Source organism: Variovorax sp. FW305-3-2-15-B-LB1 (assembly GCF_058787635.1).
On record NZ_JBYSZY010000001.1, the window covers coordinates 275296 to 297077 of the forward strand.

Consider the following 21782-nt stretch of genomic DNA (forward strand, 5'->3'; position numbering starts at 1 on the left):
GACAGCCAATCCTTGAAATCATACAGTTGTATATTTATACGCACGTATGACTTAAAGGAGACTTCATGAGATTGATCGATCTGTCCTCGACGCTGGACCCGCACGACCGCGATCTGCTTCCTCCCGCCATGGCCGCCGCCGCGGGCGTGGTGGCGCCCCGGGTGGACTATTCCCACCCGGCGACGCCGGACGGCCGCGACCGCTTCTGCCACTTCTTCGGCTGCAGCCACGACGACTTGCCCGACGGCGAGGGTTGGGGTTCGGAGGTGCTCAACGACATGTCGTCGCATTGCGGCACGCACGTGGACGCACCGCTGCACAGCGGATCGACCTGCGAGGGGCGAACCTCACGCACCATCGACCAGGTCGAACTGAACGAGCTCTTCTGCCCCGGCAAGGTGCTCGATGTGCGCCCTTGGGCACAGCCTGGGCAGGCCATCCCCGTCGACGCGCTTCGCCAGGCGTTGTCCGCAGTGGGCGAGCCCATCCGTCCCGGCGACGCCGTGCTGATCCGGACCGGGCAAGAGCGATATCGCCTGGGCGAGCCGGCCTTCTTTCGGTACCCGGGGATGAGCCGCGAAGGCACGCTGTTCCTGTCAGAGCAAGGGGCCACCGTGCTCGGCACGGACGCGGTCGGGTGGGATCGTCCCTTCGCCGTGATGGCCCAGGCCTTCAAGGAAACGGGCGACAAGCAGCAACTGTGGGATGGCCACAAGGCGATCCGCGAGAAGGAGGCCTTCATCGTCCAGCAACTGTGCAACCTCGGCGCCTTGCCGCTTCGCGGCTTCCACGTCGGCTTCTTCCCGTTGAAGCTGGCACGCGCCAGCGCCGCCCCCGCCCGTGCCGTGGCCTTCCTGTCCAACTGAGGAGCGACTTCAATGCGTATCGTGACTTTTGTGCGTGAGGGCTTTGACGCACCTCGCCTCGGTGCCCTCATCGGCGTCGACGGCGTGCTGGACCTCACGGCTCGCCACCCTGGCGCAGAGGCCTTCGGCTCTGCGTTGGCTTTCCTGCGCGCAGGCCCTGCATCCTGGGACCTTGCGCGTGCGCAGATCGCCAAGCACGGCGGCGCTGCAGAGTCCCTGGCCGGCGCCGCGTTGCTTCCCCCGCTGCCCAATCCGCCGCTGATCCGGGACTGGGGAACCATGATCGAGCACCCCAGGTTCTTCCTGCGGCGACGCGCCGAGCAACTGGCCGCCCGAACAGCCGACCCGGAGGCCGCCATGGCCGCCGCACAAGCCGATGGCTCGCTCGAGCTGCCCCCGAACTGGTTCACCGTGCCTCGCTTCTACACCGGCAATCCGCTCAACATGACCGGGCCGGATGCCGAGATCGCCTGGCCGGCTTTCGCCGAATCGCTGGACTACGAACTCGAACTGGCCGTCGTCATCGGCGTGGGTGGCAAGGACATCCCCGTGTCGCGAGCACGCGACCACATCTTCGGGGTCACGCTGTTCAACGACTTCACCGCGCGGGATACGCAAGTGGCTGAAGGCAGCCCGGCCGGCAAGAGCAAGGACTTCGATGGCGCCTACGCCATCGGCCCTTGCATCGCCACGCTCGACGAGATCCCCGACCTCTACCAGCTGCAGGTGCAGTCGAGGCTCAATGGCATCGTCCAGACCACCCGCAGCACCGCCGACATGCAGCTGACCTTCGAGGACATCGTGAGCTATGCCAGTCGCTCGTGCACGCTGCACCCTGGCGAACTCTTCGCCTCGGGCACCTTCGAAGGTGGCTGCGGCGTGGAGACCGGCCGGCTGCTGCGCGATGGCGATGTCATCGAACTCGAGGCGCAGGGCATCGGCACGCTGCGCAACCGGATCCGCCGCACGGCAGCGCCCGCCGCGGCAGCGAAGGCCTGAGATGACGGTTCCGCTCTACATCGTGGGCGTGGGCAGCACGCCCACGGGCCGCTCCGCGGATGTTCCGCTGCGCACGATGGCCCGCCAGGCCATCGATCTCGCCCTGGCCGACGCTGGTGCGACGGCCGACCAGGTGGGTGCGGCGTTCTTTGCCAACGTCGGCCAATCGCTCCTGCAGGGGCAGCACATGATCGGTGGTCAGGTGGCGCTGCGCGAGGCAGGATTGGATGGCATTCCGATCATCAACGTCGAGAACGCATGTGCCAGTGCGTCGACCGCCTTCTACCTCGCCTGCGCCCATCTGCGCGCCGGACTGTGTGACGTCGCATTGGCGGTGGGAGCGGAGAAGCTGTCGCACCCGGACAAAGCCCGCACCTTTTCCATCTTCGATGGCGCCCATGACGCCGAAAGGCCTGAGGCACTGCTGCGCTTTCTTGCACAACAAGCTGGTGAGGACCCCACACAAGCCGCCGTCGCACAGCAACGCAGCGTCTTCATGGACATCTATGCGGCCCTGGCCCGCGCGCACATGGCACGCCACGGCACCACGCAGCGACAGCTGGCCCATGTGGCCGCCAAAAACCACAGCCACTCCGTGCACAACCCGCTGGCCCAGCATCGCGTCGCGATGTCGGTCGACGAGGTGCTCGCGGCGCGCGCCATCACCTGGCCCCTGACTCTGCCGATGTGCGCGCCGATCGGCGATGGCGCGGCTGCGGCGTTGATCGTGCGCGAGGACGCCCTGGAGCGCTTCGATGCGAAGCGTGCGGTGCGCGTTCGGGCCAGTGTTCTGGCCAGCGGGTCGGCACACGCCGGCGGAAGCGAGACGCCCATCAGCCGCCGCGCGGCACTGCGCGCCTACGCAGATGCCGGCGTCGGGCCCGAAGACATCGACGTGAGCGAAGTCCATGACGCCACGGCCTTCGGAGAAATCGTCCAGTGCGAACACCTGGGCTTGTGCGAGCCCGGCCAGGGTGGATGGCTCGCGGAACAAGGCCACACCACCTTGGGCGGTCGTCGACCCGTCAACCCCTCGGGGGGGCTGGAGTCGAAGGGCCACCCCATCGGCGCCACCGGCCTGATGCAGATCCATGAGCTCGTCCTGCAATTGCGCGGCGAGGCCGGCGGGCGACAGGTGGCCGATGCGCGCCTGGCCCTTGCCGAGAACGGCGGCGGCTTCCTGGGCCATGAGGAAGCGGCCGCGACCATCACTATTCTTGAACGGGCTGCACAACACGGATGAAGCACGCCACCATGTATTCCAGACGCACTCTCCTCGGGCAATCGATCGCCTTGGGCTTGTCCGGCCTTGCCGGCAACGCTGCCAGGGCCGCCACCGCGGCCTGGCCGTCCAAACCGATCCAGGTCATCGTGCCCGCAACCACCGGCAGCGCACCCGAGATCGTGGCCCGTCTGATCGCCGACGCGTTGTCGGCGCGCCTGTCGAACCCGGTCTATGTGGAAGGCATGCCGGGGGCCTCGGGGATCATCGGCACCGACAAGGCGCTCAAGGCACCCGCTGACGGGCACACGCTGCTCTACGCCATGAACCAGGTGGCGACGATGAACCCGCACCTCTACCCGCGGCTTCCCTACAACCCGGCCAGGGACATGGCGCCGATCAGCCTGGTCGCGCGCGGCGGGTACGTGCTGCTCGCCCACAGCGGCCTGCCGGCCTTCGACCTCCCGTCGCTGATCGCCCTGGCGAAGCGCGAGCCCGGCAAGCTGGCCTATGCCTCCACGGGCAACGGCAGCGCCTTCCACCTGGGCATGGAGCTGATCAAGGCGCACTGCGGCATCGATCTGCTGCATGTGCCCTACCGCAGCGGCGCCAATGCCAACACCGAGTTGATGGCGGGGCGCGTGCAAGTCCGACTGGAGCCCCAGGCCTCGGCGTTGGCGCTCGTTCGCGGCGGCCGCGTCAAGGCCTTGGCGGTGACCACCCCCACGCGACTCCCCGTCCTGCCGCAAGTGCCGACGGTCCGGGAGACCCTGCCCGGATTCGAGCTGAGCGGCTGGAACGCCCTGTGGGCACCGGCGGGCACGCCCGCGCCGGTCATCGTGCGACTCAACGCCGAGGTGCAGGAGATCCTGAAGAGCGACGCATTCCGAAGCCATCTGCTGCAACTCGGCCTGGCCCCCGAGGGCTCGACACCGGCTGAACTGGCTGCGCTGACGGCGCAAGAGACGGCGCAATGGAAGGCCCTGATCGACAAGACGGGCATCAAGGCGGACTGACATGACGGATTTCAAGACCCTGGCCGATCTCGTCGGCCATCACGCACGCACGCGTCCCCATGCGATCGCCCTCACCTTCGAGGCGGGCCCGGCCTTGCCCGAGCAGCACCGCTGCTTCCTGCAACTGCACGAGAACGGCCTGGCGCTGGCCCGGGCCCTGCAAGGCCTGGGCATCCGACGTGGCGACGCCATCGCGCTGGTGATGGCGAACCACCCCGAGTTCGTCGAAGCCATGGTGGCGACCGCGCACCTCGGGGCGGTCCTGGTACCGATCGATGCGCGGGCGCAAGGCGACAGGCTCGCCGCACTGATCGATCGCACGCACTGCGTGGGTGTGATCGCGGCGGACTATGCCGCCGCTGCGGTCGCGCAGATTCGACCGCGCGCCACCCACCTGCGCTGGGTCGTGCGTGTGGTCTCGGGCGAACTTGCGCCAGATGCGCCGCGCGCCTGCGAAGCGCTGGACTACGCGCAACTGCTGGCCCGCCACACACAGGCAGGCCTCCCCTCGGCACACTTCACGCCCGTCGATCCCGATGACCCCATGCAGATTCTCTTCACCTCCGGCACGACCGGAGAGCCGAAGGGGATCGTGATCACCCACCGCCGCTTCGTCGACACGGCGGCACTGGCGGCCTCCGCCTTTGGCTACACCGACGACGATCGCCTCTACTCCGGCCTGTCGCTGACGCACGCCAATGCCCAGTTGGTCACGCTGGGTGCAGCCCTGAGGCTCGGGATCGCCTGCGTCATGTCGCGCCGCTTCACCAAGTCACGGTTGTGGGAGATCGTGCGTCGGCACCGGTGCACTGCCTTCACCCTGCTGGGCGGCATGACCACCGCCGTCTATTGCGAGCCGCCGTCGCCCGGCGACCGGGCTCATGTCGTGCGCTTCGTCGTCGCCGCGGGCATGCCGCAGGCCATCTGGCGTGACTTCGAGCAGCGCTTCGGCGTCCATGTTCTGGAGTTCTACGGCACCGCCGAAGGCGGGCTGACGGTCAACCCTTTCGGGAAAGGTCCGATCGGCAGCATCGGCCGCCCGCACCCGGCGTTCTCCGTCCGCATCGTCGCCGAAGACGGCAGCGATGCGCCTGCGGGCACGCCGGGCGAACTGGCGTTCCGGCCGGCCAGCGGCGCGCCCTTCGACATCGCGTACTTCGAAGACCCGCAGGCCTCGCAGAGCAAAGGCAAGGACGGTTGGCTCTGGACCGGCGACATCGTGCGCGCCGATGCGCACGGCTGGCTCTACTTCGAGCACCGCCGCGGCCATGGCATTCGCCGCAACGGCGAATTCATCGACCCGGCGCAGATCGAGAAGGCCATCGCGGACACCGGACTGGTCCGCGATGCGTTTGTGTTCGGCACGGCAGCGGCCTCGGGGGCGCCTGGCGAACGCGATGTCGTCGCAGCCGTCGTCCCCCATCACGCCGACCTGGACCTTTCGGTGCTCCATGCGCGTTTGCGCGAGACGCTATCGAAGAACGCCCTTCCCGGGCGGCTGATGGCCATCGAAGCGATCCCCAAGACCGCGTCGGAAAAGCCGTTGGCGCGGGTTCTGGAGGAATGGTTGCGCGAGGGGACGGTCGCGACCGTGTTCGAGGCGCCCTCAGCCTAGACACACGACCTGGGCGCAGGCGGCGGCAGGCCGTTTTTCCCCTGCGCAATCAACAACAACGAAGGAGACATTCATGCACAACCACGGGCGTAAGCTTTTTCTTCCCATCTCACTTGCATCGCTGTTCATCGGGCCTTCGAGCTGGGCGCAGTCTTCTGTGACGCTCTTCGGCGTCGTCGACATCTCGGTGAGCCACTACCAGACCAAGAGCGTGCTGCCCGCAGGCCTGCCTTGGTGGTCCCTGGCAGCGCCGACATCCATCTCGCAAGGCGCCACGAAGCTCGCGTCGGGCGCGCACACCCCTTCTCTCCTGGGCATTCGCGGACAGGAGGATCTGGGCGGCGGGCTTGCTGCAGGCTTCTGGCTGGAATCCACACTCACACCGGACGACGGAGCCCAGGGGCTTGGCGTTTTCGACCGCCGCTCGACGGTCAGCCTGTCGGGGCCGTTTGGCGAAGTGCGCCTGGGCCGGGACTATGTGCCGACCTATTGGAATCTGACGGTCTTCGATCCCTTTGGCACGGTCGGGGTTGGCGCGAACCTATGGAATCCGATCGGCACGGGGCTCACCACCAGCCACGGAAAGTCGCCCGCGAACCTGATGCCCTTTGACAACTACGTTCGCGCCTCCAACAGCGTCGGCTATTTCCTGCCGGGCAATGTTGGCGGGTTCTACGGCCAGGTCATGTACTCGCTGCATGAGAACCTGAAGCAAAGTGGTGTGAGCCACAGTCCGAGCAAGGGCGGGCGAAACGTCGGGGGGCGGTTCGGCTATCAACGTGGCCCGCTCAACCTGGCCATCGCCTACCAGGAAGACACCAAGGACGATCTCAGCGGATTCGACAAGGACCGTTTGAAGATCCTCAACGCTGGGGTCTCCTACGATTTCGATGTCATCAAATTGTTCGGCCAGTTGTCGCAGATCAGGGATGAGCGCAGCAAGATGAACGTAGCCAACATCGGCGGCATTCCGCATCCCTTCAGGAACGAGAGCAATGGGAAGTACACCGGTGGCTTGATCGGCATCACGGCCCCGGTCGGGCCTGGATTGATCCGTGCGTCCTATTCGCGCGTGAACTACGCCTCTCCCCGTACGGTGAATGCTTTGAATCCCGCGACATGGCTGCAAGACAACGATGCCAGGATCGAGAAGTTCGCCGCCGGCTATGTGTACAACCTGTCAAAGCGCACCGCGCTCTATGCCACTGTTGCGCGAACCAAGATGAAGTGGAACGGGTCCGTGAATGCGGCGATGGCCATCAGTCCCGGAGGCGGGGTGAGGTTTGCGAACGGCATTGCCGGGATCAGCGCACCTTATGTCCCCTCGAGCACCACCGGCTACGACATGGGCATTCGGCACGCCTTCTGAGGGCACTGACTCGCGCGGCGGACCTTCCAGGTGGTCGGCCCTGAACTCCCGCGTGCTGCAGCGCTGCGCGCTTGCCGGGCAAAGGGAAGGCCCGCACAGGGGCCGTCTCTTCCGGCCCGGAAGGGCAACGCTCTTTGACTCGCAAGGCGCATGCGGTGCAACGGCAAAGATCCAGAAGGAGCGATGCATCACTGTCTAGCGTGCTCGATTGCGCATCGCATACAACAGCACGAGCGTAGCGATGATTTCCAGTCCCGCGACCGCATAGAGGCCCGCGGCCACGCTTCCCGTCGACGTCTTCAGCCACCCCATCGTGAAGGGCGCAGCGAACCCCGCCAGGTTGCCGACCGAGTTGATGAAAGCGATGCCACCCGCCGCAGCGGTGCCCGTGAGAAAAGAAGCGGGGATCGACCAGAACACGGGAAAGGCGGCGAGGATGCCGATGGTCGCAAAGCTCAACGCGACCATGGCGAACACAGGTTGCTCGATCAACACGCCGGTGGCCACGAGCCCGACGCCGGCGATCAGCGTCGCATAGGCGCAGTGCCGCCGCCGCTCACCGGTGGCATCCGAATGCATGCCGTTGAGCACCATCGCGACCGTTCCCAGAATGAACGGAATGGCCGACAGCAGGCCGATGTTCAGCGTGCCCTTCACGCCCAGCTCCTTGACGATCGAGGGCGTCCAGAACGCAATGGTGGCGTTGCCGCTCACGATGCAGAAATAGGCGGCGGTGCACAGCCACAGCATGGGGTTGCGCAACGCCCGGCCGAAGCTCGATTGTTTGGGGGCATCGGCGTTCTCCTTCTGCAGTTCGGCGGCCAGCGCATGCTTCTCGGCCTCGGTCAGCCAGCGTGCGGATTGGGGCCGGTCCGGGAGCCAGGCCAGCACCGCGAAGCCGGCAAGCACCGAAGGAATGCCTTCGAGCAAAAAGAGCCATTGCCAGTTTCGAAACGGCGCGACGCCTTCCATGCCGCTCATGATCAACCCTGCGAGCGGCCCGCCGACGACGCCCGCGATGGCAAACGAGGTCATGAAGAGCCCGTTGATCTTGCCGCGGCGATGCGCCGGCACCCAGTACGTCAGGTACAGCATCACGCCCGGGAAAAATCCGGCCTCGAATGCGCCGAGCAGGAAGCGCAGCACATAGAAGGACGTGGGCGTTTCCACGTAGATCATCGCCATCGACGTGAGGCCCCAGAGGATCGTGATGCGCGCGAGGGTCTTGCGCGCGCCGATCTTCTGCAGCAGCAGGTTGCTCGGCACCTCGAACAGAAAGTAGCCGATGAAGAAGATGCCGGCGCCCAGCCCGTAGACCGCCTCGCTGAACTGCAGGTCCTGCAGCATCTGCAGCTTGGCGAAGCCCACGTTGACGCGGTCGATCCACGCCAGCAGGAACAGGAACACCAGGAACGGCACCAGCCGCCATGCGATCTTGCGGTGCATGCGGTCGTGGTCCGAGGGAACATGGGCGCCGGCCGAAGGCCGCGCGAGGGATGAGACGGAGGTAGCTTCCACAGCAGTTTCCTTTTTCTTCAATGACAGAACTCCAGGAATGCGCCAGCCCTTCATGGTGTACGCATAATGTTTATAAATATATTTATAGGCATTCCATCGCACATTGGTAGTTACCCTCCGTGGGATCTGTCTCCGCCGGTTTCATCGTTCGCGAATCGAGAAAGGTCCTTTGCCGCCGGCACGGTTTCCGCGCGACTTCGTTCCTCCTAAGGTCAGCACCTGGCACCGCGCAGTGCGTGCCAAGCCAACCAAGCAACCGAACGAAATGGAGCAGTTTTCAATGTCGCAATGGATACGCAGGATCGGCGCCGCGGCGTCTCTATGGGGCGCAATGAGCGTCACCCTCGCCTTCGCAGCCCCCGTCGTGGGCAAGAGCCCGTGGGGCCCGAACGACGAACTCGGCCGACTGAACCTCATGACCGCGAGCACCAAGGCCCAGGTGCTTTCCCGCGCGGACGGTGCGCGTGTGTACGACCTGTCGGTCGAGTACTTCGTCGGCATGCCGAGCTGGCACGGCATCGGCGATCCGCGCTACCAGATCTGGATGACGCACACGCCGCACGGCACCGTGGTCGATGACCCGATGGGCGTCGGCCACACGCAGAACAAGCACGTGAGCTACACCGGCGCGGCCATCTCGATGTACACCCACATGGGCACGCACATCGATGCGCTCAACCATTTCGGCCTCGACGGCAAGATCTGGAACGGCTTCGAGGCGCGCGAACACCTGGGCGACCGCGGCTGGAAGAAGACCGGCGCCGAGACCATCCCGCCGATCGTGGCCCGCGGCGTCCTGATCGACGTTGCCGCCGCCAAGGGCGTCGAGATGCTGGCGCCCGGCTACCGCGTCACCCGGGCCGATCTGCAGGAGACGCTCGACAAGCAGCGCGTGAAGCTGGAGACAGGCGACGTGGTCCTGATCCGCACCGGCCGCATGAAGCTCTACGACAAAGCCGACGCCTACATGGATTCGCCGCCGGGCATGAGCGTGGATGCCGCGCGCTTTCTCGTGGAGTCGGGTGGCGCGATGGTCGTGGGTGCCGACAACCTGAGCTTTGAAACCTTCCCGCCCGACGCCGACGACAACTACGTGCCGGTGCACACCTACCTGCTCGCGCAGCAGGGCGCGCCGATCATCGAGCTGGTCAACCTGGAAGCGCTCGCCAAGGACCGCGTCTACGAGTTCGCGTTCATCGGCGCGTCGCTCAAGCTGCGTGGCGGCGACGCCGCACCGATGCGCCCCATCGCCATCCCGCTGCGGCGCTGAGACGCTCGCGCGTGCTGCGTTGGCCTCGTCGGCTGGTACGCTCGGCGCCATGGATCGCTACGCTGCCATGCAGTACTTTTGCCGCGTCGTCGAGCAGGGCAGCCTGGCCGCGGGCGCCCGTGCGCTGAACCTCTCGAACTCGGTCGTCACGAAGGCCATCCAGTCGCTGGAAGCCTGGACCGATTGCCGCCTGCTCGCGCGAACCACGCGCAGCATGCAGCTCACCGAAGCCGGCGAGCGCTTCTACAGCTTCTGCCAGCGGACGCTGGCAGACACCGAGCGCACGCTGACCGATGTCCGCTCGGTGAGCCGCGGGTTGACCGGACGGCTGGTCGTGGCTGCACCGGTGTCGCTCACGCTGTCGCATCTGCACGTGCATCTGCATGCGTTCCAGGCGCAACACCCGGGCATCGAACTCGAGATGCGGCTGAACGACCGGCCGGTCGATCTGGTGCGCGAAGGCATCGACGTCGCGCTGCGCGGCCAGGCGCGGCTGGAAGACTCGAGCCTGGTGGCCATGCCGCTGATGGACCTGGCCCGCGTGGTGTGCGCCGCGCCCGCCTACTGGGAACGTCACGGCCGGCCCGCGACACCCGCCGACCTGTCGGGCCACAACTGCCTGCAGTACCTGTTGGGCGACGACCGCGACGAATGGGTGTTCGACGGACCGGACGGGCGCGCACGTGTGCGGGTGAGCGGCACGTTCCGCGCCGACAACAGCCTGCTGCTGATCGACGCGATGCGCCGGGGCGTCGGGCTGGGCCTGGTGCCGTCGGTGATGGTGAAGGATGCACTGGCCGACGGCTCGTTGCAGACCTCGCTCGACGCCTACGTGGCGCCGCCTCGGCGCCTCTTTGCGGTCTACCCGACGCGCGACCACCTGATGCTGAAGGTGCACGCGCTGGTCACCTTCCTGAAGCAGCAGTTGCCGCCGCTCACCCCATCAGTTCCTTCGGCAGCGCCGCCATGAACGACGCGAAGTTGGTCGAGCCCTGGCCGGGGCTCATGTGCTCGACCATCAGTTCGGCCGCGGCCTTGGCATCGCGCCGCTGAATCGCGTCGAGCAGCTTGGAATGCTGCTCCCATGACGACTTGAGGCGACCGAACGCGGCAAAGGCGTGGCGCCTGTAGGCGCCCGTCTGCGAACGCATCCGCAGGATTTCCTGGCGCAGGTAGGGATTGCGCGCCCCCTGGTAGAGCGCCTCGTGGAAGCGCCGGTTGTGCTCCTGCCAGGCCTTGACGTCTTCTTTCTTGACCGCGGCGGCGGCGCGCTCGTGCGACTTGGCGAGGTCGAGCCGCTCTTCGGGCGTCATGCGCTCACAGGCCAGCCGCACGCACAGGCCCTCGAGCTCGGCCAGCAGCTCCCACATGGCCAGCAGCTGGGTCATGTCCATCTTCGCGACGACCATGCCGCCACGCGGCAGGCTTTCCACCAGGCCCTGGGCCTGCAGTTGCAGCAGCGCCTCGCGCACCGGCGTGCGCGAGACCTCGTAGGCCGTCATCAGCGCCTGTTCGTCCACCGTGTCTCCGGGCAAGAGCGTGCCGTCGCGGATGGACTCCTCGACCGCAAGGCGGATGCGTTCAGCGGTTTTCATGGGTCGAGCTCCCGTAAAACAACGATTGAATAAAACATTTTTGTGAGTTATAAATATATTTATAGACCTCATCCATCTTTTAATTTTACCTGCTCCAGAGAGAGCGCACGGTGCCAGGAGACCGCTTTGACCGACCCCACCCTCGAGCCATGGAAGACATGGGTCACGCTGAGCCTGCAGTTGCATGGCATCGATGCCGCACCCGGACTTCAGGTCCGCGCGGCGCGCACGTTGGCACGGCTGGCGCCCATGGCGAGCCGTCTGGCCGCCGGCACCACACCGCCGTTCGACATCCGCCCCGTGGAGCACGCGAATGAGTGATGCGGGCATGCCCTCCATCGCCGCGCTGCGCCGGTCGATTGCCACGGGTGCCAGCTCGGCCGATGAAGCGCTGGCCTTGCAGCGCGAGGCCTTCGAGCGCGGCGCTGCGGTCCATCGCTGCGTGGTCGAGCGCGCTACAGACAGCCGGCCGATCGCGGATGCCCCGCTCTCCGGCATCGCGATGGCGCACAAGGATGTGTTCGGCACAGGGCTGCGTGCCGCAGGGCAAGGACGACCGGAAGGCGCTGCGGCCGATGCGGTGACCGGCCCTCCTTCCGCCCCGTTGCGACGCCTTTCCGAGCGTGGCGCGACCTACCTCGGCGCCCTTGTGATGGCGGAGTACGCTTGTGGCGCGACCGCGGAGAACCCGCACTTTCCCGCACCACTGAATCCGCTGGACCCGGCGGCGGCGGTCGGCGGGTCATCCAGCGGCTCGGCGGTGGCGGTGGCTGCCGGCTTGTGCCGGGCCTCGCTGGGGACGGACACCGCGGGGTCGGTGCGCATTCCCGCATCCACCTGTGGCGTGGTCGGATTCAAGCCCGGCGCCGGCGTGATCGACGCAGGTGGCGTGTCGCAGCTGGCGCCATCGCTGGACACCGTCGGCGTGGTGGCGCGCTCGGTGTCGGATGCGGCCCATGTGTTCGCGGCGCTGCTGCCCGACGAAGCGCCGATGGCGCAGCGTCTGCTCAGCATGGAAGGCATCGAGGAAGACCTGTCGCGCCACCGCCGCTGGCGCGTGGCGTCGGCACTGGACCAGCCCGACCTGCGCGACGACGTTGCAAGCCGGCTCGGGGCATTCGAATCTCGCGCCACCTCGCACGCGGTGGCATGGCACCGCGCGTCCTTGCACGGGCTCGACGAACTGTCGTGTCTTGCCCAGATCGTGCTCCACGTCGAGGCCGCGGCCACGCATGCGCACAGCGTGCGCCACGCACTCGGCTCGCTGGCGCCGATCACGCAGGCAATCCTCCTGCCGGGCTGGGCCGTCCCGGCCGCCTGGTACCGACACGCCTGCGAAGCCCGCGCGGGCTGGCGCGACGCCTTCATCGCCGGGCACTTCGCGCAAGCCGACGTGCTGTTGTTGCCTTCGCTGCCGCGTGGCGTGCCTGACGCGCAAGCGGTGACCACCACCTCCGACCGCTTCGACCCGCGCGAACTGGTCGCGCTTCACCACTACCACGCCTTCGTGAACTACCTCGGACTCCCTTCGTTGTCGTTCCCGATCGGCACCGACGCGCGCGGCCGACCCGTCTGCATCCAGGCCATCGCTGCGCCGGGCACCGAGGCCGAGCTGCTGGCCTTCGGACACCAGTTCGCCGCGCCGACGGGCGCTCCTTCCGTTCCCGCGGCGCGCACCGCCCATCGCGCCCGCACCCCGCTTCATTGACTTCCCACGGAGAAACCATGCCCAAGATCAACGCCTCCCCTGCCCTCGCGCGCTTTCGCGTGCTCGACCTGTCCCGCGTTCGCGCCGGCCCCACATGCGTGCGCATCCTTGCGGATTTCGGCGCCGACGTGATCCGCATCGAACCCCCGGCGGGTGTCGACCCGAACGAGGCGATGTTCGCAGCCGACCGCTGGGGCGGCGACTTCCAGAACCTCAACCGCAACAAGCGATCGATGACGCTGAACCTCAAGAAGCCGGAAGGGCTCGAGGCCTTCATGCGGCTGGTGGAAACAGCCGACGTGGTGGTGGAAAACTGGCGCCCCGACGTCAAGGCGCGACTGGGCATCGACTACGAGGCGCTGCGCGCGGTCAATCCGCGGATCATCCTCGCGAGCATCTCGGGCTTCGGCCAGGATGGTCCCTATGCCTGGCGCCCTGGCTTCGACCAGATCATCCAGGGCATGGGCGGGTTGATGTCGGTCACGGGCTTCCCCGCACAGGGCCCCGTGCGCGCCGGCCTCGCGGTGGCCGATTCGGGCACCGGCGTCTATGCGGCAGCGGGCATCCTGATCGCGCTGCTGGAGCGCGAGCGTTCCGGGCAGGGGCAATGGGTGCACGGCTCGCTGCTGCACACGCAGGTGGCGCTGATGGACTTCCAGGCCGCGCGCTACCTCAACGACGGCGACGTGCCCGCCCAGGCAGGCAACGACCACCCGACGAGCAGCCCGATGGGCCTCTTCCAGGCCAGCGACGGCGTGTTCAATCTCGGCGCGTCGGGCGAAGGCAACTGGGTGCGGCTGTGCGAATGCCTGCAGACGCCGCAGTTGAGGACGGTGCCCGCCTTCGCCACAGAGAAGCTGCGCGTCGAACACCGGCTGGCCCTCAACGAGGCCCTGGCCGAGGTCTTCAAGAGCCAGACGGTCGCGCACTGGGTCGAACTGCTGAACCGCGCCGGCGTGCCCGCGGGCCCCGTCTATTCGATTCCGCAGGTCTTCGAGGACGCCCAGGTGAACCATCTGGGCATCGCGCAGGACGTGGAAGCGGGCAACGGCCGGCGCTATCGGCTGGTGTCGCAGCCCATCACGCTGGCGCGCACGCCAGCGCGCATCGCGCACGCCGCCCCGGCCTGGGGCGAGCACACCACCGAGATGCTGACCGAGATTGGCTACACGCCCTCCGACATCGAACAGCTGCAAGCGAAGGCCGCGGTATGAGCGAAGGACACATCCGGACCGAGACCGCAGCGGGGGTCGGAACCCTGGTGATCAGCCATGCACGCAAACACAACGCGATGACGCTGGCCATGTGGCAGCAGCTCGCCGAAGCCGTACAGGCGCTGGCCCACGACCGCGCCGTGCGCGTGATTGTCGTCACCGGTGAAGGCGACGCCGCTTTCGTCTCGGGCGCCGACATCAGCGAGTTTGCGCAACAGCGCAGCGGCACCGACGCCGTGGCCGCCTACGACCACGCGGTGGCGACCGCCCAGCGCGTGCTGGCCGAATGCGCCAAGCCGACAGTGGCGCGCATCCAGGGCATCTGCATGGGCGGCGGCATGGGCATCGCCCTCGCCTGCGACCTTCGCTTCGCCGCATCGAACGCACGCTTTCGCATGCCGGCCGCGCGCATCGGCCTGGGCTACGCGTTCGAGGGCATGCAGCGGCTGGTGAGATTGCTGGGTGCACCGGCCACCTTCGACCTGTTCTACACGGCGCGCAACCTCCACGCCCCCGAGGCGATGCGACTGGGCCTGGTCAACGACTGCATCGACGCCGAGATCTTCGACGCCGAAGTGGCGTCACGCGTGGCGCTTATTGCCCAGAACGCGCCGCTGGCCTTGCGGGCCGCAAAGGCCGCGATTCTCGCTACGCTGGAGCCCCCGACAGCGCAGGCCCGGGAAGCGATCGACGCGATGGTGCGCCAGTGCTTCGCCAGCCGGGACTACGCCGAGGGCCAGGCTGCATTTGCCGAGCGGCGCGCGCCGCATTTCGAAGGGAGCTGAACCGATGACCGCCACCCTGCAAGAGAACCCGTCATGAGCAATCCACGCGTCCCCTTTCGACTCTCGTCCGAGCGCCCGCCGTTGATGCCGCTGGACGGCGGCCACATCCTCGCGCACATCGTCGTGAACGTGGAGCACTGGCCTTTCGACCGTCCCATGCCGCGCACGCTGCTGACGCCGCCGCACGGCAAGGAGACGGTGCCCGACGTGCCGAACTTCAGCTGGGCCGAGTACGGCCTGCGCTGCGGGCTGCCACGCATGATCGAGGCGCTGCGCAGTCGCAGATTGCGCGCGTCCGCCAGCCTCAACGCCTCCGTGATCGACTCTCACCCGAGCGCCGCGCAGGCCATCCTGGAGGCCGGCTGGGAATTCATCGGCCACGGGGTGCAGCAGCAGTCGCTGGCGCAACTCGACGGGCACGCCCAGGCGGAAGCCATCGTGAAGTCGCTCGACCGCATCGCCGCCTTCACCGGCGCTCGTCCGCGCGGCTGGCTCTCGCCCGGCCTGCGCGAAGCGGCGGACACACCCGACATCCTCGCCGCCGCCGGCATCGACCATGTGTTCGATTGGTGCCTGGACGACTTGCCGTGCTGGATGCAAACCGAGCACCGTCCGCTGATGGCCCTGCCCTACATGCTGGAGGTCAACGATTCGGTGATCTATGCGGTCGAGAAGCACTCCTCGCCCGAAATGAAGCTGCGGCTCGAACGCACCCTGGAGGTTTTTGCGCGCGAAGTCGCCCGCCTGGGCCAGCCCCGGGTGCTGGCCATCGGGCTGCATCCGCACCTGATGGGCGTGCCCCACCGCTTCGGCGATTTCGAAGCCATGCTGGACCTGCTGCTCGCGCACCCGATGGTGCGGGTGGTGACGGGCTCATCCCTCCATGACTGGTACGCCGCGCAGGTCCCCGCGCCGGCGCCGCTCGTTGCCCGGTCCGGCGACGTCCCCTTTGTCCCGATGCCTCAATGAACGCCATCGACACCCTCATCGCCCACGTGCGCTCGCGCGATTTCGACTCCCTGCCACCCGAAGCGGTGAATGCGGCGCGGATGTTCATCTACGACACCATCGGCGTCGGCATCTCCGGCTCGCGCCATCCGCGCATGCCGGCCCTCAAGCAGGCAGCGCAGTCCCTGGGCGACGGCGACGCCGTCACGGTCTGGGGCAGCGGCGAGAAGCTGCCGTTCCCGTCGGCCGTGATGCTCAACGCCTACCAGGTGTTCAACCAGGAATTCGACGCGGTGCACGACGTCGCCGTGGTCCATGCCTTCGCCTGCATCGTGCCGGCCGCACTCGGCTATGCCCAACGCGAAGGCGGCGTCTCGGGCAAGGCGTTGATCACGGCGGTGACGCTGGGACTCGACGTGGCCATCTACGTCGCGCTGGCGCAGCGTGCGCCGATGCGCTTCTTCCGCCCCGCCATGTGCGGCGGCCTCGGCGCCACGGCCGCACTGTGCAAGCTCGCCGGCATGGACGCCGACACGATGCACAACGCGCTCGGCCTCATGTACAGCCATCTCTCCGGCACCATGCAAGCCCATGCCGAGGGCTCGCCCGCGGTCGGCCTGCAGGTGGGCCTGAACGCACGCGCCGCCGTCACCGCCTTCGAACTGGCGCGTGCCGGCTTCCCGGGACCGCGAGACATCCTGGAGGGCCCGTTCGGCTACTTCGCGCTCTATGACTTCGGCCAGTCGCGCTGGGCCGACGTGGCGAACGACGTCGGCCAGGTCTTCCAGATCGCGCGCATGAGCCACAAGCCCTACCCCACCGGCCGCGCGACCCACGCGGGCGTCGATGCGGTCGTCGATCTCATGGCCGCGCACGGCTTCGGAGCGGACGACGTGGAAACCGTGCGCGTGCATGCCTCGGCGCTGATCGCACGGCTCGTGGGGCGGCCGGCGCAGCCTGGCATGGACTCGGCCAGCGCCAAGCTCAGCATGGGCTACGTGGTGGCCACGGCACTGCGCAAGGGCCGGGTGGGCATCGAGGCCTTCGACCCGCCCGCGTTGAACGACGCGTGCACCTTCGAACTGGCACGCCGGGTCGAGGTGCTGGACGACGGCAACCCCAACCCGAACGCCCTGGGTCCGCAAGTGGTCGAAGTGGTGCTCAAACGGGGCGACACGCTGCGGCTGGCCGTGCCGCACTTTCTCGGCAGCCCCGGCCGGCCGCTGCCCGCGCCGGATCAGCAGGCCAAGTTCATGGCCTGCTGCGCCTCGATCAAGCCGCGGCTGCCGCCGTCACAGGCCGAAACACTGGATTCGGCACTGCGCCGGCTCGAAGAACTGCCTGACGTGCGCGAACTCATCCCATTGATGACGGCGCCCGCCTGACACCCCGGGGCCGCCCGGCCCCTTTCGCTTCTTTCCGTTCCCTGCATCGTTCGTTCATTGCGCCCTCGTGGCCGCAAGGGACGCGCGCGCTCGCGCGGCCGATGCCCCACTCACCCTGCCATCGAAATACACCATGAACCGTTCTTCCGACAACTACCAGGACATCCGTGACGCCGTGCGCGCGCTGTGCGCCGAGTTTCCCGACGAATACCACCGCAAGATCGACGAGCAACGCGCCTACCCCGAAGCCTTCGTCGATGCACTGACTGCCGCGGGCTGGCTGGCAGCGCTGATCCCGCAGTCCTACGGCGGTTCCGGCCTCGGGCTCGCGGAAGCCTCGGTGATCATGGAGGAGATCAACCGCTGCGGCGGCAACTCCGGCGCCTGCCACGGCCAGATGTACAACATGGGCACGCTGCTGCGCCACGGCAGCGAGGCGCAGAAAAGTCGCTACCTGCCGAGGATCGCCAGTGGCGAGCTGCGGCTTCAGTCGATGGGCGTGACCGAGCCCACCACCGGCACCGACACCACGAAGATCAAGACCACGGCCGTGCGCAAGGGCGACACCTATGTCGTCAACGGGCAGAAGGTGTGGATCTCGCGCGTGCAGCACTCCGACCTGATGATCCTCTTGGCGCGCACCACGCCGCTGGCCGAAGTGAAGAAAAAATCCGAAGGCATGTCGATCTTTCTGGTCGACCTGCACCAGGCCATCGGCAACGGCCTGACCGTGCAGCCGATCGCGAACATGGTGAACCACGAGACCAATGAGCTGTTCATCGAAAACCTGGAGATTCCGGCGGACCACCTGATCGGCGAGGAAGGCCAGGGTTTCCGCTACATCCTCGACGGGCTTAACGCTGAGCGCACGCTGATTGCCGCGGAATGCATCGGCGACGGCAAGTGGTTCATTGACCGCGTGACCGGGTATGTGAAGGACCGTGTCGTGTTCGGCCGCCCGATCGGTCAGAACCAGGGCGTGCAGTTCCCGATTGCCGAGAGCCACATCGAGGTGGAAGCCGCCGACCTCATGCGCTGGCGTGCCTGCGAGCTTTTCGACGCCCGACAGCCTTGCGGCGCGGAAGCGAACATGGCGAAGTACCTGGCCGCCAAGGCCAGCTGGGAGGCCGCCAATGCGTGCCTGCAGTTCCATGGCGGCTTCGGCTTTGCCAACGAGTACGACGTCGAACGCAAATTCCGGGAGACTCGGCTCTACCAGGTGGCGCCGATCTCGACCAACCTGATCCTCGCGTATGTCGCGGAACATCTGCTCGGTCTGCCGCGCTCGTTCTGAAGAAGCCAGGCTGGGGCTGCAGCACAAGTGGAAGCGGACACTCAGGCGGGCCAGGTTGAGTGTCGGCAACCCGTCTGGAGCCGCCGTATGCGAAGGACTGCCATGCAACGAATGCCAACGTCGGACTTGCAGCCACCGACGTCAAGCTCGAGAGCCTGATTGCTTACTGGGAGCATCGCGCCGTCAGTCCCACGTCCGATTCCCTCCTCGCTGAAATTGCCGCCGGTACGCAGAAGGCGTCGCCCCCACGATCTGACCGAAACGGCGCGCGAACTGCGTCGGCTCTCCGAAACCGGTGCTTTCGCCGATCTCCGCCGCAGAGGCGCCGGTAAAGACCAGCAGCGTCTTGGCGCGCTCGATCCGGCGTTCGGTCACCAGCTCCAGGAAGGTCTTGCCCGTTTCGCTCTTCAGCAGGTGGGCCAAGTGCGTGGGCGACACATGGCTCGCATGCGCCGCATCGCCCAGCGTCAGCTCCTGCGCGAGGTTGCGGCTGATGTAGCGGATGCAGCGCAGCACCGCCGGCCGGTACGACTGCAGGGCCATCCCCTGCGCCTCGCAGTTGCGAAACTCCTCGCCGTAGCGCCGCCACACCATGCCGATCAGATGAAGCAGATGGCTGCGAATCAGCAGGTGGCTGGCGGTGTCTTCGCCCGGCGGCCGCTGCGCTTCCTGCGCCATGTGTTCGCACAGCACTTGGAGCTGGTGGGTCTCGGTTTCATCGAAGCGGAAATCCAGGCAATGCTGGAACCGGAAAGGCGCGAGCTCGGGCGCGCGTGACAACGGCACCTCCGACAGCTCGAACACATCGAGGTCCAGCGACGGCAGCAGGTAGTCCTTGCTGATGTTGATCACATGGAACACGCCGTCGGCCGCGTTCGGGATGTAGTGCACCAGAAACGGCAGCACGAAGCTCACCGTGCCGGCACCGATGGCGCGCTGGTTGCCGCCGATGTAGTGCGTGGTCTCGCCCCGCGTGTTGACGTAGATCTGGAAGTACTCGTGCCGGTGCGGCACCGGATTCGGCAGGCAGTTGCTCTGGTCGTGGATACCGAAATAGGCGCGCTGCGCCCGCGCTGCCATCGTGTAGTTGCTGATGGCGGCACGCGCGGCACCGGCGCGGGGCGGCGGCACGAATTCGTCTGGGGAAGGCGTGGGTGGCATGAAGAGCTGATCTCAAGATCGCAAGGATTGCATATCTTTGCGCAAGCCTGCGCGTTGAGGTGAGGAGGTCTCGTTCCTAGACTCTAGCCACTCCTTTCCAAACCTTCCAGAGAGACAAACCCATGTCCCCCCACCCGACGGCCGAGCGCGCGACCGATACCCGTACCGACGCCCTTCAAGTCCAGCCCATCTCCATCGACATCGTGGACAGCGACCAACGCTTTCCAGTGCGCCGCGTCTACTGCGTGGGCCGCAACTACCTGGCCCACATCCGGGAGATGAAGGAAGGCGACGAGCGCGATCCGCCGTTCTTCTTCCAGAAGCCGTCCGACTCGGTGGTGACCGACGGGCGCGTACCCTACCCCACGCTGACGGACGACTTCCAGTTCGAGTTCGAACTCGTCGTGGCCATCGGCACTCATGCGTCGAACGTGACGCCCGAGGACGCGCTGGACCACGTCTTTGGCTACGCTGCGGGCCTGGACATGACCCGGCGTGACCGCCAGCGCGAATGCAACAAGCGCGGCCTGCCGTGGGAACAGGGCAAGTCTTTCGATCACTCGGCGCCCTGCGGCCCGATCCATCCGGTGGCGAAGGTCGGGCACATCCGCTCGGGAGCACTCAACCTCTCGGTGAACGGCGCGGTGCGGCAAGACTCGGTGCTCGAAAAGATGATCTGGAATGTCCACGAGATCGTCAGCGAGCTGTCCAAGCAATACCGCCTGCTGCCCGGCGACCTGATCTTCACCGGGACGCCGGAAGGGGTCGGCCCGGTGCAGCGCGGCGACAAGCTCACCGGCCGCATCGACGGGCTCGCGCCCCTGCAGGTCGAGATCGTCTGAGCCCGCAACAGCACACGGAGACACCATGAAACCACTCGAACGCATCTCGTACTCGTCCATCGCGGATCGCCCCGCACTGAAGTTGCCCGGCGGCAAACGACTGGCCGTCTGGGTGATCGTCAACGTCGAGGAATGGAACATCGACGAGACCATGCCCCGCACCGTGCTGACACCACCGGCCGGCGGTTCGCCGATGCCCGACATCCCGAACTGGGCCTGGCACGAGTACGGCAACCGCGTCGGCTTCTGGCGCATGCTCGAAGTGATCGACGCACTCGGCATCAACGCCACGCTCGCCATCAACGGTTCGGCCATCGGCGCCTACGAGCCCATCGCCAAGGCGGCGAAGGAACGCCAGTGGGAGTTCATCGGCCACGGCTTCGGGCAGCGCAACATGCAAAAGGTGCCCGACGAGGTCGAGGACATCGCCAAGACCACCGAGGCCATTCGCGCCTACACCGGCAAGCGCCCGCGCGGCTGGCTCGGTCCGGGGCTCACCGAGACCTGGCACACGCCCGACATCCTGGCCGAGCAGGGCTACGAGTACGTGTGCGACTGGGTACTCGACGATCAGCCGGTGCGGCTGAAGACACGCGACGGCGGCACGATCGTGAACGTGCCCTACACGCAGGAATGCAACGACGTGGCAATGATGCTGATCCAGCACCACAAGGCCAGCGAGTACCGCGACCGTGCCATCGACCAGTTCGAACAGCTCTACGCCGACGCGAAAGACTCAGCCCGCGTCATGGCGCTGGTGGTGCACCCCTACATCATGGGCGCGCCGCACCGCCTGCGCTACTTCCGAGAAGCGCTGGCGCACATCCAGCAGCATGAGGACGTGGCCTTCATGACCGGCGAGCAGATCCTCGACTGGTACGGCGCGGCAAGCCCCGCTGCGTGAACCCTCGCCGGCACAGCGCCGGCGACCCCATGCAACGAACGAACAACAAACAGATTTCTCGCTCGGCGAGA

20 protein-coding genes are annotated in these 21782 nt (G+C 66.8%); 17 read left to right on the forward strand and 3 right to left on the reverse strand.

Features of this window, described 5'->3' with window-relative positions; all coding sequences use genetic code 11:
• The first annotated feature begins 65 nt into the window (after positions 1–65).
• From AC3WQR_RS01175 to AC3WQR_RS01200, 6 genes are all read left to right on the forward strand, one after another.
• Positions 66–866 (forward strand): cyclase family protein, encoded by an 801-nt coding sequence (locus tag AC3WQR_RS01175; RefSeq protein ID WP_447745515.1) that lies wholly within the window; start codon positions 66–68, stop codon positions 864–866.
• 12 nt (positions 867–878) lie between these two features.
• Positions 879–1865, forward strand: coding sequence for a fumarylacetoacetate hydrolase family protein (locus tag AC3WQR_RS01180; RefSeq protein WP_447745518.1), 987 nt, complete (start codon positions 879–881; stop codon positions 1863–1865).
• Position 1866: 1 nt separating this feature from the next.
• On the forward strand, positions 1867–3108 hold the full coding sequence (locus tag AC3WQR_RS01185) for a thiolase family protein (RefSeq protein WP_447745521.1): 1242 nt from the start codon (positions 1867–1869) through the stop codon (positions 3106–3108).
• Positions 3105–4103: a Bug family tripartite tricarboxylate transporter substrate binding protein gene (locus AC3WQR_RS01190; protein ID WP_492740941.1), complete on the forward strand. Its 999-nt coding sequence runs from the start codon at positions 3105–3107 to the stop codon at positions 4101–4103. The genes AC3WQR_RS01185 and AC3WQR_RS01190 overlap by 4 nt, the downstream gene beginning before the upstream one ends.
• 1 nt (position 4104) lies before the next feature.
• A complete protein-coding gene (locus AC3WQR_RS01195; protein ID WP_492740942.1) occupies positions 4105–5718 on the forward strand; it encodes an AMP-binding protein in 1614 nt (537 codons plus the stop codon).
• Positions 5719–5791: 73 nt separating this feature from the next.
• Positions 5792–7087: a porin gene (locus tag AC3WQR_RS01200; protein WP_492740943.1), complete on the forward strand. Its 1296-nt coding sequence runs from the start codon at positions 5792–5794 to the stop codon at positions 7085–7087.
• A 195-nt stretch (positions 7088–7282) separates the two neighbouring features.
• On the opposite strand, the gene AC3WQR_RS01205 is transcribed toward AC3WQR_RS01200, so the two are convergent.
• Entirely contained in the window at positions 7283–8659 is a 1377-nt protein-coding gene (locus AC3WQR_RS01205; protein ID WP_492740951.1) for an MFS transporter, read from the reverse strand.
• A 277-nt stretch (positions 8660–8936) separates the two neighbouring features.
• On the opposite strand from AC3WQR_RS01205, the gene AC3WQR_RS01210 reads away from it, so the two are divergent.
• Positions 8937–9875, forward strand: coding sequence for a cyclase family protein (locus tag AC3WQR_RS01210; RefSeq protein ID WP_223301353.1), 939 nt, complete (start codon positions 8937–8939; stop codon positions 9873–9875).
• 49 nt (positions 9876–9924) lie between these two features.
• Positions 9925–10845: a LysR family transcriptional regulator gene (locus tag AC3WQR_RS01215; protein ID WP_447745537.1), complete on the forward strand. Its 921-nt coding sequence runs from the start codon at positions 9925–9927 to the stop codon at positions 10843–10845.
• On the opposite strand, the gene AC3WQR_RS01220 is transcribed toward AC3WQR_RS01215, so the two are convergent.
• Entirely contained in the window at positions 10811–11470 is a 660-nt protein-coding gene (locus AC3WQR_RS01220; protein WP_095745971.1) for a GntR family transcriptional regulator, read from the reverse strand. The two genes, AC3WQR_RS01215 and AC3WQR_RS01220, sit on opposite strands and share 35 nt — an antisense overlap.
• Positions 11471–11596: 126 nt before the next feature.
• On the opposite strand from AC3WQR_RS01220, the gene AC3WQR_RS01225 reads away from it, so the two are divergent.
• The 7 genes from AC3WQR_RS01225 (at position 11597) to AC3WQR_RS01255 (ending at position 18804) form a co-directional block, all read left to right on the forward strand.
• On the forward strand, positions 11597–11791 hold the full coding sequence (locus tag AC3WQR_RS01225; protein WP_447745543.1) for a hypothetical protein: 195 nt from the start codon (positions 11597–11599) through the stop codon (positions 11789–11791).
• Positions 11784–13178 carry an amidase gene (locus tag AC3WQR_RS01230; protein ID WP_492740944.1) on the forward strand — a complete coding sequence of 465 codons (1395 nt, stop codon included), beginning with the start codon at positions 11784–11786 and terminating at the stop codon, positions 13176–13178. The genes AC3WQR_RS01225 and AC3WQR_RS01230 overlap by 8 nt, the downstream gene beginning before the upstream one ends.
• A 17-nt stretch (positions 13179–13195) precedes the next feature.
• Positions 13196–14392, forward strand: coding sequence for a CaiB/BaiF CoA transferase family protein (locus tag AC3WQR_RS01235; RefSeq protein ID WP_447745548.1), 1197 nt, complete (start codon positions 13196–13198; stop codon positions 14390–14392).
• Positions 14389–15177, forward strand: coding sequence for an enoyl-CoA hydratase (locus AC3WQR_RS01240; protein ID WP_447745551.1), 789 nt, complete (start codon positions 14389–14391; stop codon positions 15175–15177). Before AC3WQR_RS01235 ends, AC3WQR_RS01240 begins: the two co-directional genes overlap by 4 nt.
• Positions 15178–15210: 33 nt before the next feature.
• On the forward strand, positions 15211–16146 hold the full coding sequence (locus AC3WQR_RS01245; protein WP_447745554.1) for a polysaccharide deacetylase family protein: 936 nt from the start codon (positions 15211–15213) through the stop codon (positions 16144–16146).
• Entirely contained in the window at positions 16143–17510 is a 1368-nt protein-coding gene (locus AC3WQR_RS01250) for an MmgE/PrpD family protein (RefSeq protein ID WP_447745557.1), read from the forward strand. The genes AC3WQR_RS01245 and AC3WQR_RS01250 overlap by 4 nt, the downstream gene beginning before the upstream one ends.
• 133 nt (positions 17511–17643) lie before the next feature.
• Entirely contained in the window at positions 17644–18804 is a 1161-nt protein-coding gene (locus AC3WQR_RS01255) for an acyl-CoA dehydrogenase family protein (RefSeq protein WP_070061255.1), read from the forward strand.
• A 183-nt stretch (positions 18805–18987) separates the two neighbouring features.
• On the opposite strand, the gene AC3WQR_RS01260 is transcribed toward AC3WQR_RS01255, so the two are convergent.
• Positions 18988–19965, reverse strand: coding sequence for a helix-turn-helix domain-containing protein (locus tag AC3WQR_RS01260; protein WP_447745559.1), 978 nt, complete (start codon positions 19963–19965; stop codon positions 18988–18990).
• 122 nt (positions 19966–20087) lie between these two features.
• Between AC3WQR_RS01260 and AC3WQR_RS01265 the strand changes: the two genes are divergently transcribed.
• Both AC3WQR_RS01265 and AC3WQR_RS01270 read left to right on the forward strand, forming a co-directional pair.
• Positions 20088–20807 carry a fumarylacetoacetate hydrolase family protein gene (locus tag AC3WQR_RS01265; protein ID WP_447745562.1) on the forward strand — a complete coding sequence of 240 codons (720 nt, stop codon included), beginning with the start codon at positions 20088–20090 and terminating at the stop codon, positions 20805–20807.
• A 25-nt stretch (positions 20808–20832) separates the two neighbouring features.
• A complete protein-coding gene (locus AC3WQR_RS01270; RefSeq protein WP_447745565.1) occupies positions 20833–21711 on the forward strand; it encodes a polysaccharide deacetylase family protein in 879 nt (292 codons plus the stop codon).
• Positions 21712–21782 lie beyond the last annotated feature (71 nt).

Coding starts and splice junctions, on each gene's coding strand:
- AC3WQR_RS01175 (WP_447745515.1), top strand. CDS start 66: ATGAGATTGATCGATCTGTCCTCGACGCTGGACCCGCACGACCGCGAT.
- AC3WQR_RS01270 (WP_447745565.1), top strand. CDS start 20,833: ATGAAACCACTCGAACGCATCTCGTACTCGTCCATCGCGGATCGCCCC.
- AC3WQR_RS01215 (WP_447745537.1), top strand. CDS start 9,925: ATGGATCGCTACGCTGCCATGCAGTACTTTTGCCGCGTCGTCGAGCAG.
- AC3WQR_RS01230 (WP_492740944.1), top strand. CDS start 11,784: ATGAGTGATGCGGGCATGCCCTCCATCGCCGCGCTGCGCCGGTCGATT.
- AC3WQR_RS01255 (WP_070061255.1), top strand. CDS start 17,644: ATGAACCGTTCTTCCGACAACTACCAGGACATCCGTGACGCCGTGCGC.
- AC3WQR_RS01220 (WP_095745971.1), bottom strand. CDS start 11,470: ATGAAAACCGCTGAACGCATCCGCCTTGCGGTCGAGGAGTCCATCCGC.
- AC3WQR_RS01195 (WP_492740942.1), top strand. CDS start 4,105: ATGACGGATTTCAAGACCCTGGCCGATCTCGTCGGCCATCACGCACGC.
- AC3WQR_RS01185 (WP_447745521.1), top strand. CDS start 1,867: ATGACGGTTCCGCTCTACATCGTGGGCGTGGGCAGCACGCCCACGGGC.
- AC3WQR_RS01235 (WP_447745548.1), top strand. CDS start 13,196: ATGCCCAAGATCAACGCCTCCCCTGCCCTCGCGCGCTTTCGCGTGCTC.
- AC3WQR_RS01190 (WP_492740941.1), top strand. CDS start 3,105: ATGAAGCACGCCACCATGTATTCCAGACGCACTCTCCTCGGGCAATCG.
- AC3WQR_RS01245 (WP_447745554.1), top strand. CDS start 15,211: ATGAGCAATCCACGCGTCCCCTTTCGACTCTCGTCCGAGCGCCCGCCG.
- AC3WQR_RS01265 (WP_447745562.1), top strand. CDS start 20,088: ATGTCCCCCCACCCGACGGCCGAGCGCGCGACCGATACCCGTACCGAC.
- AC3WQR_RS01250 (WP_447745557.1), top strand. CDS start 16,143: ATGAACGCCATCGACACCCTCATCGCCCACGTGCGCTCGCGCGATTTC.
- AC3WQR_RS01200 (WP_492740943.1), top strand. CDS start 5,792: ATGCACAACCACGGGCGTAAGCTTTTTCTTCCCATCTCACTTGCATCG.
- AC3WQR_RS01205 (WP_492740951.1), bottom strand. CDS start 8,659: ATGAAGGGCTGGCGCATTCCTGGAGTTCTGTCATTGAAGAAAAAGGAA.
- AC3WQR_RS01210 (WP_223301353.1), top strand. CDS start 8,937: ATGAGCGTCACCCTCGCCTTCGCAGCCCCCGTCGTGGGCAAGAGCCCG.
- AC3WQR_RS01240 (WP_447745551.1), top strand. CDS start 14,389: ATGAGCGAAGGACACATCCGGACCGAGACCGCAGCGGGGGTCGGAACC.
- AC3WQR_RS01260 (WP_447745559.1), bottom strand. CDS start 19,965: ATGCCACCCACGCCTTCCCCAGACGAATTCGTGCCGCCGCCCCGCGCC.
- AC3WQR_RS01180 (WP_447745518.1), top strand. CDS start 879: ATGCGTATCGTGACTTTTGTGCGTGAGGGCTTTGACGCACCTCGCCTC.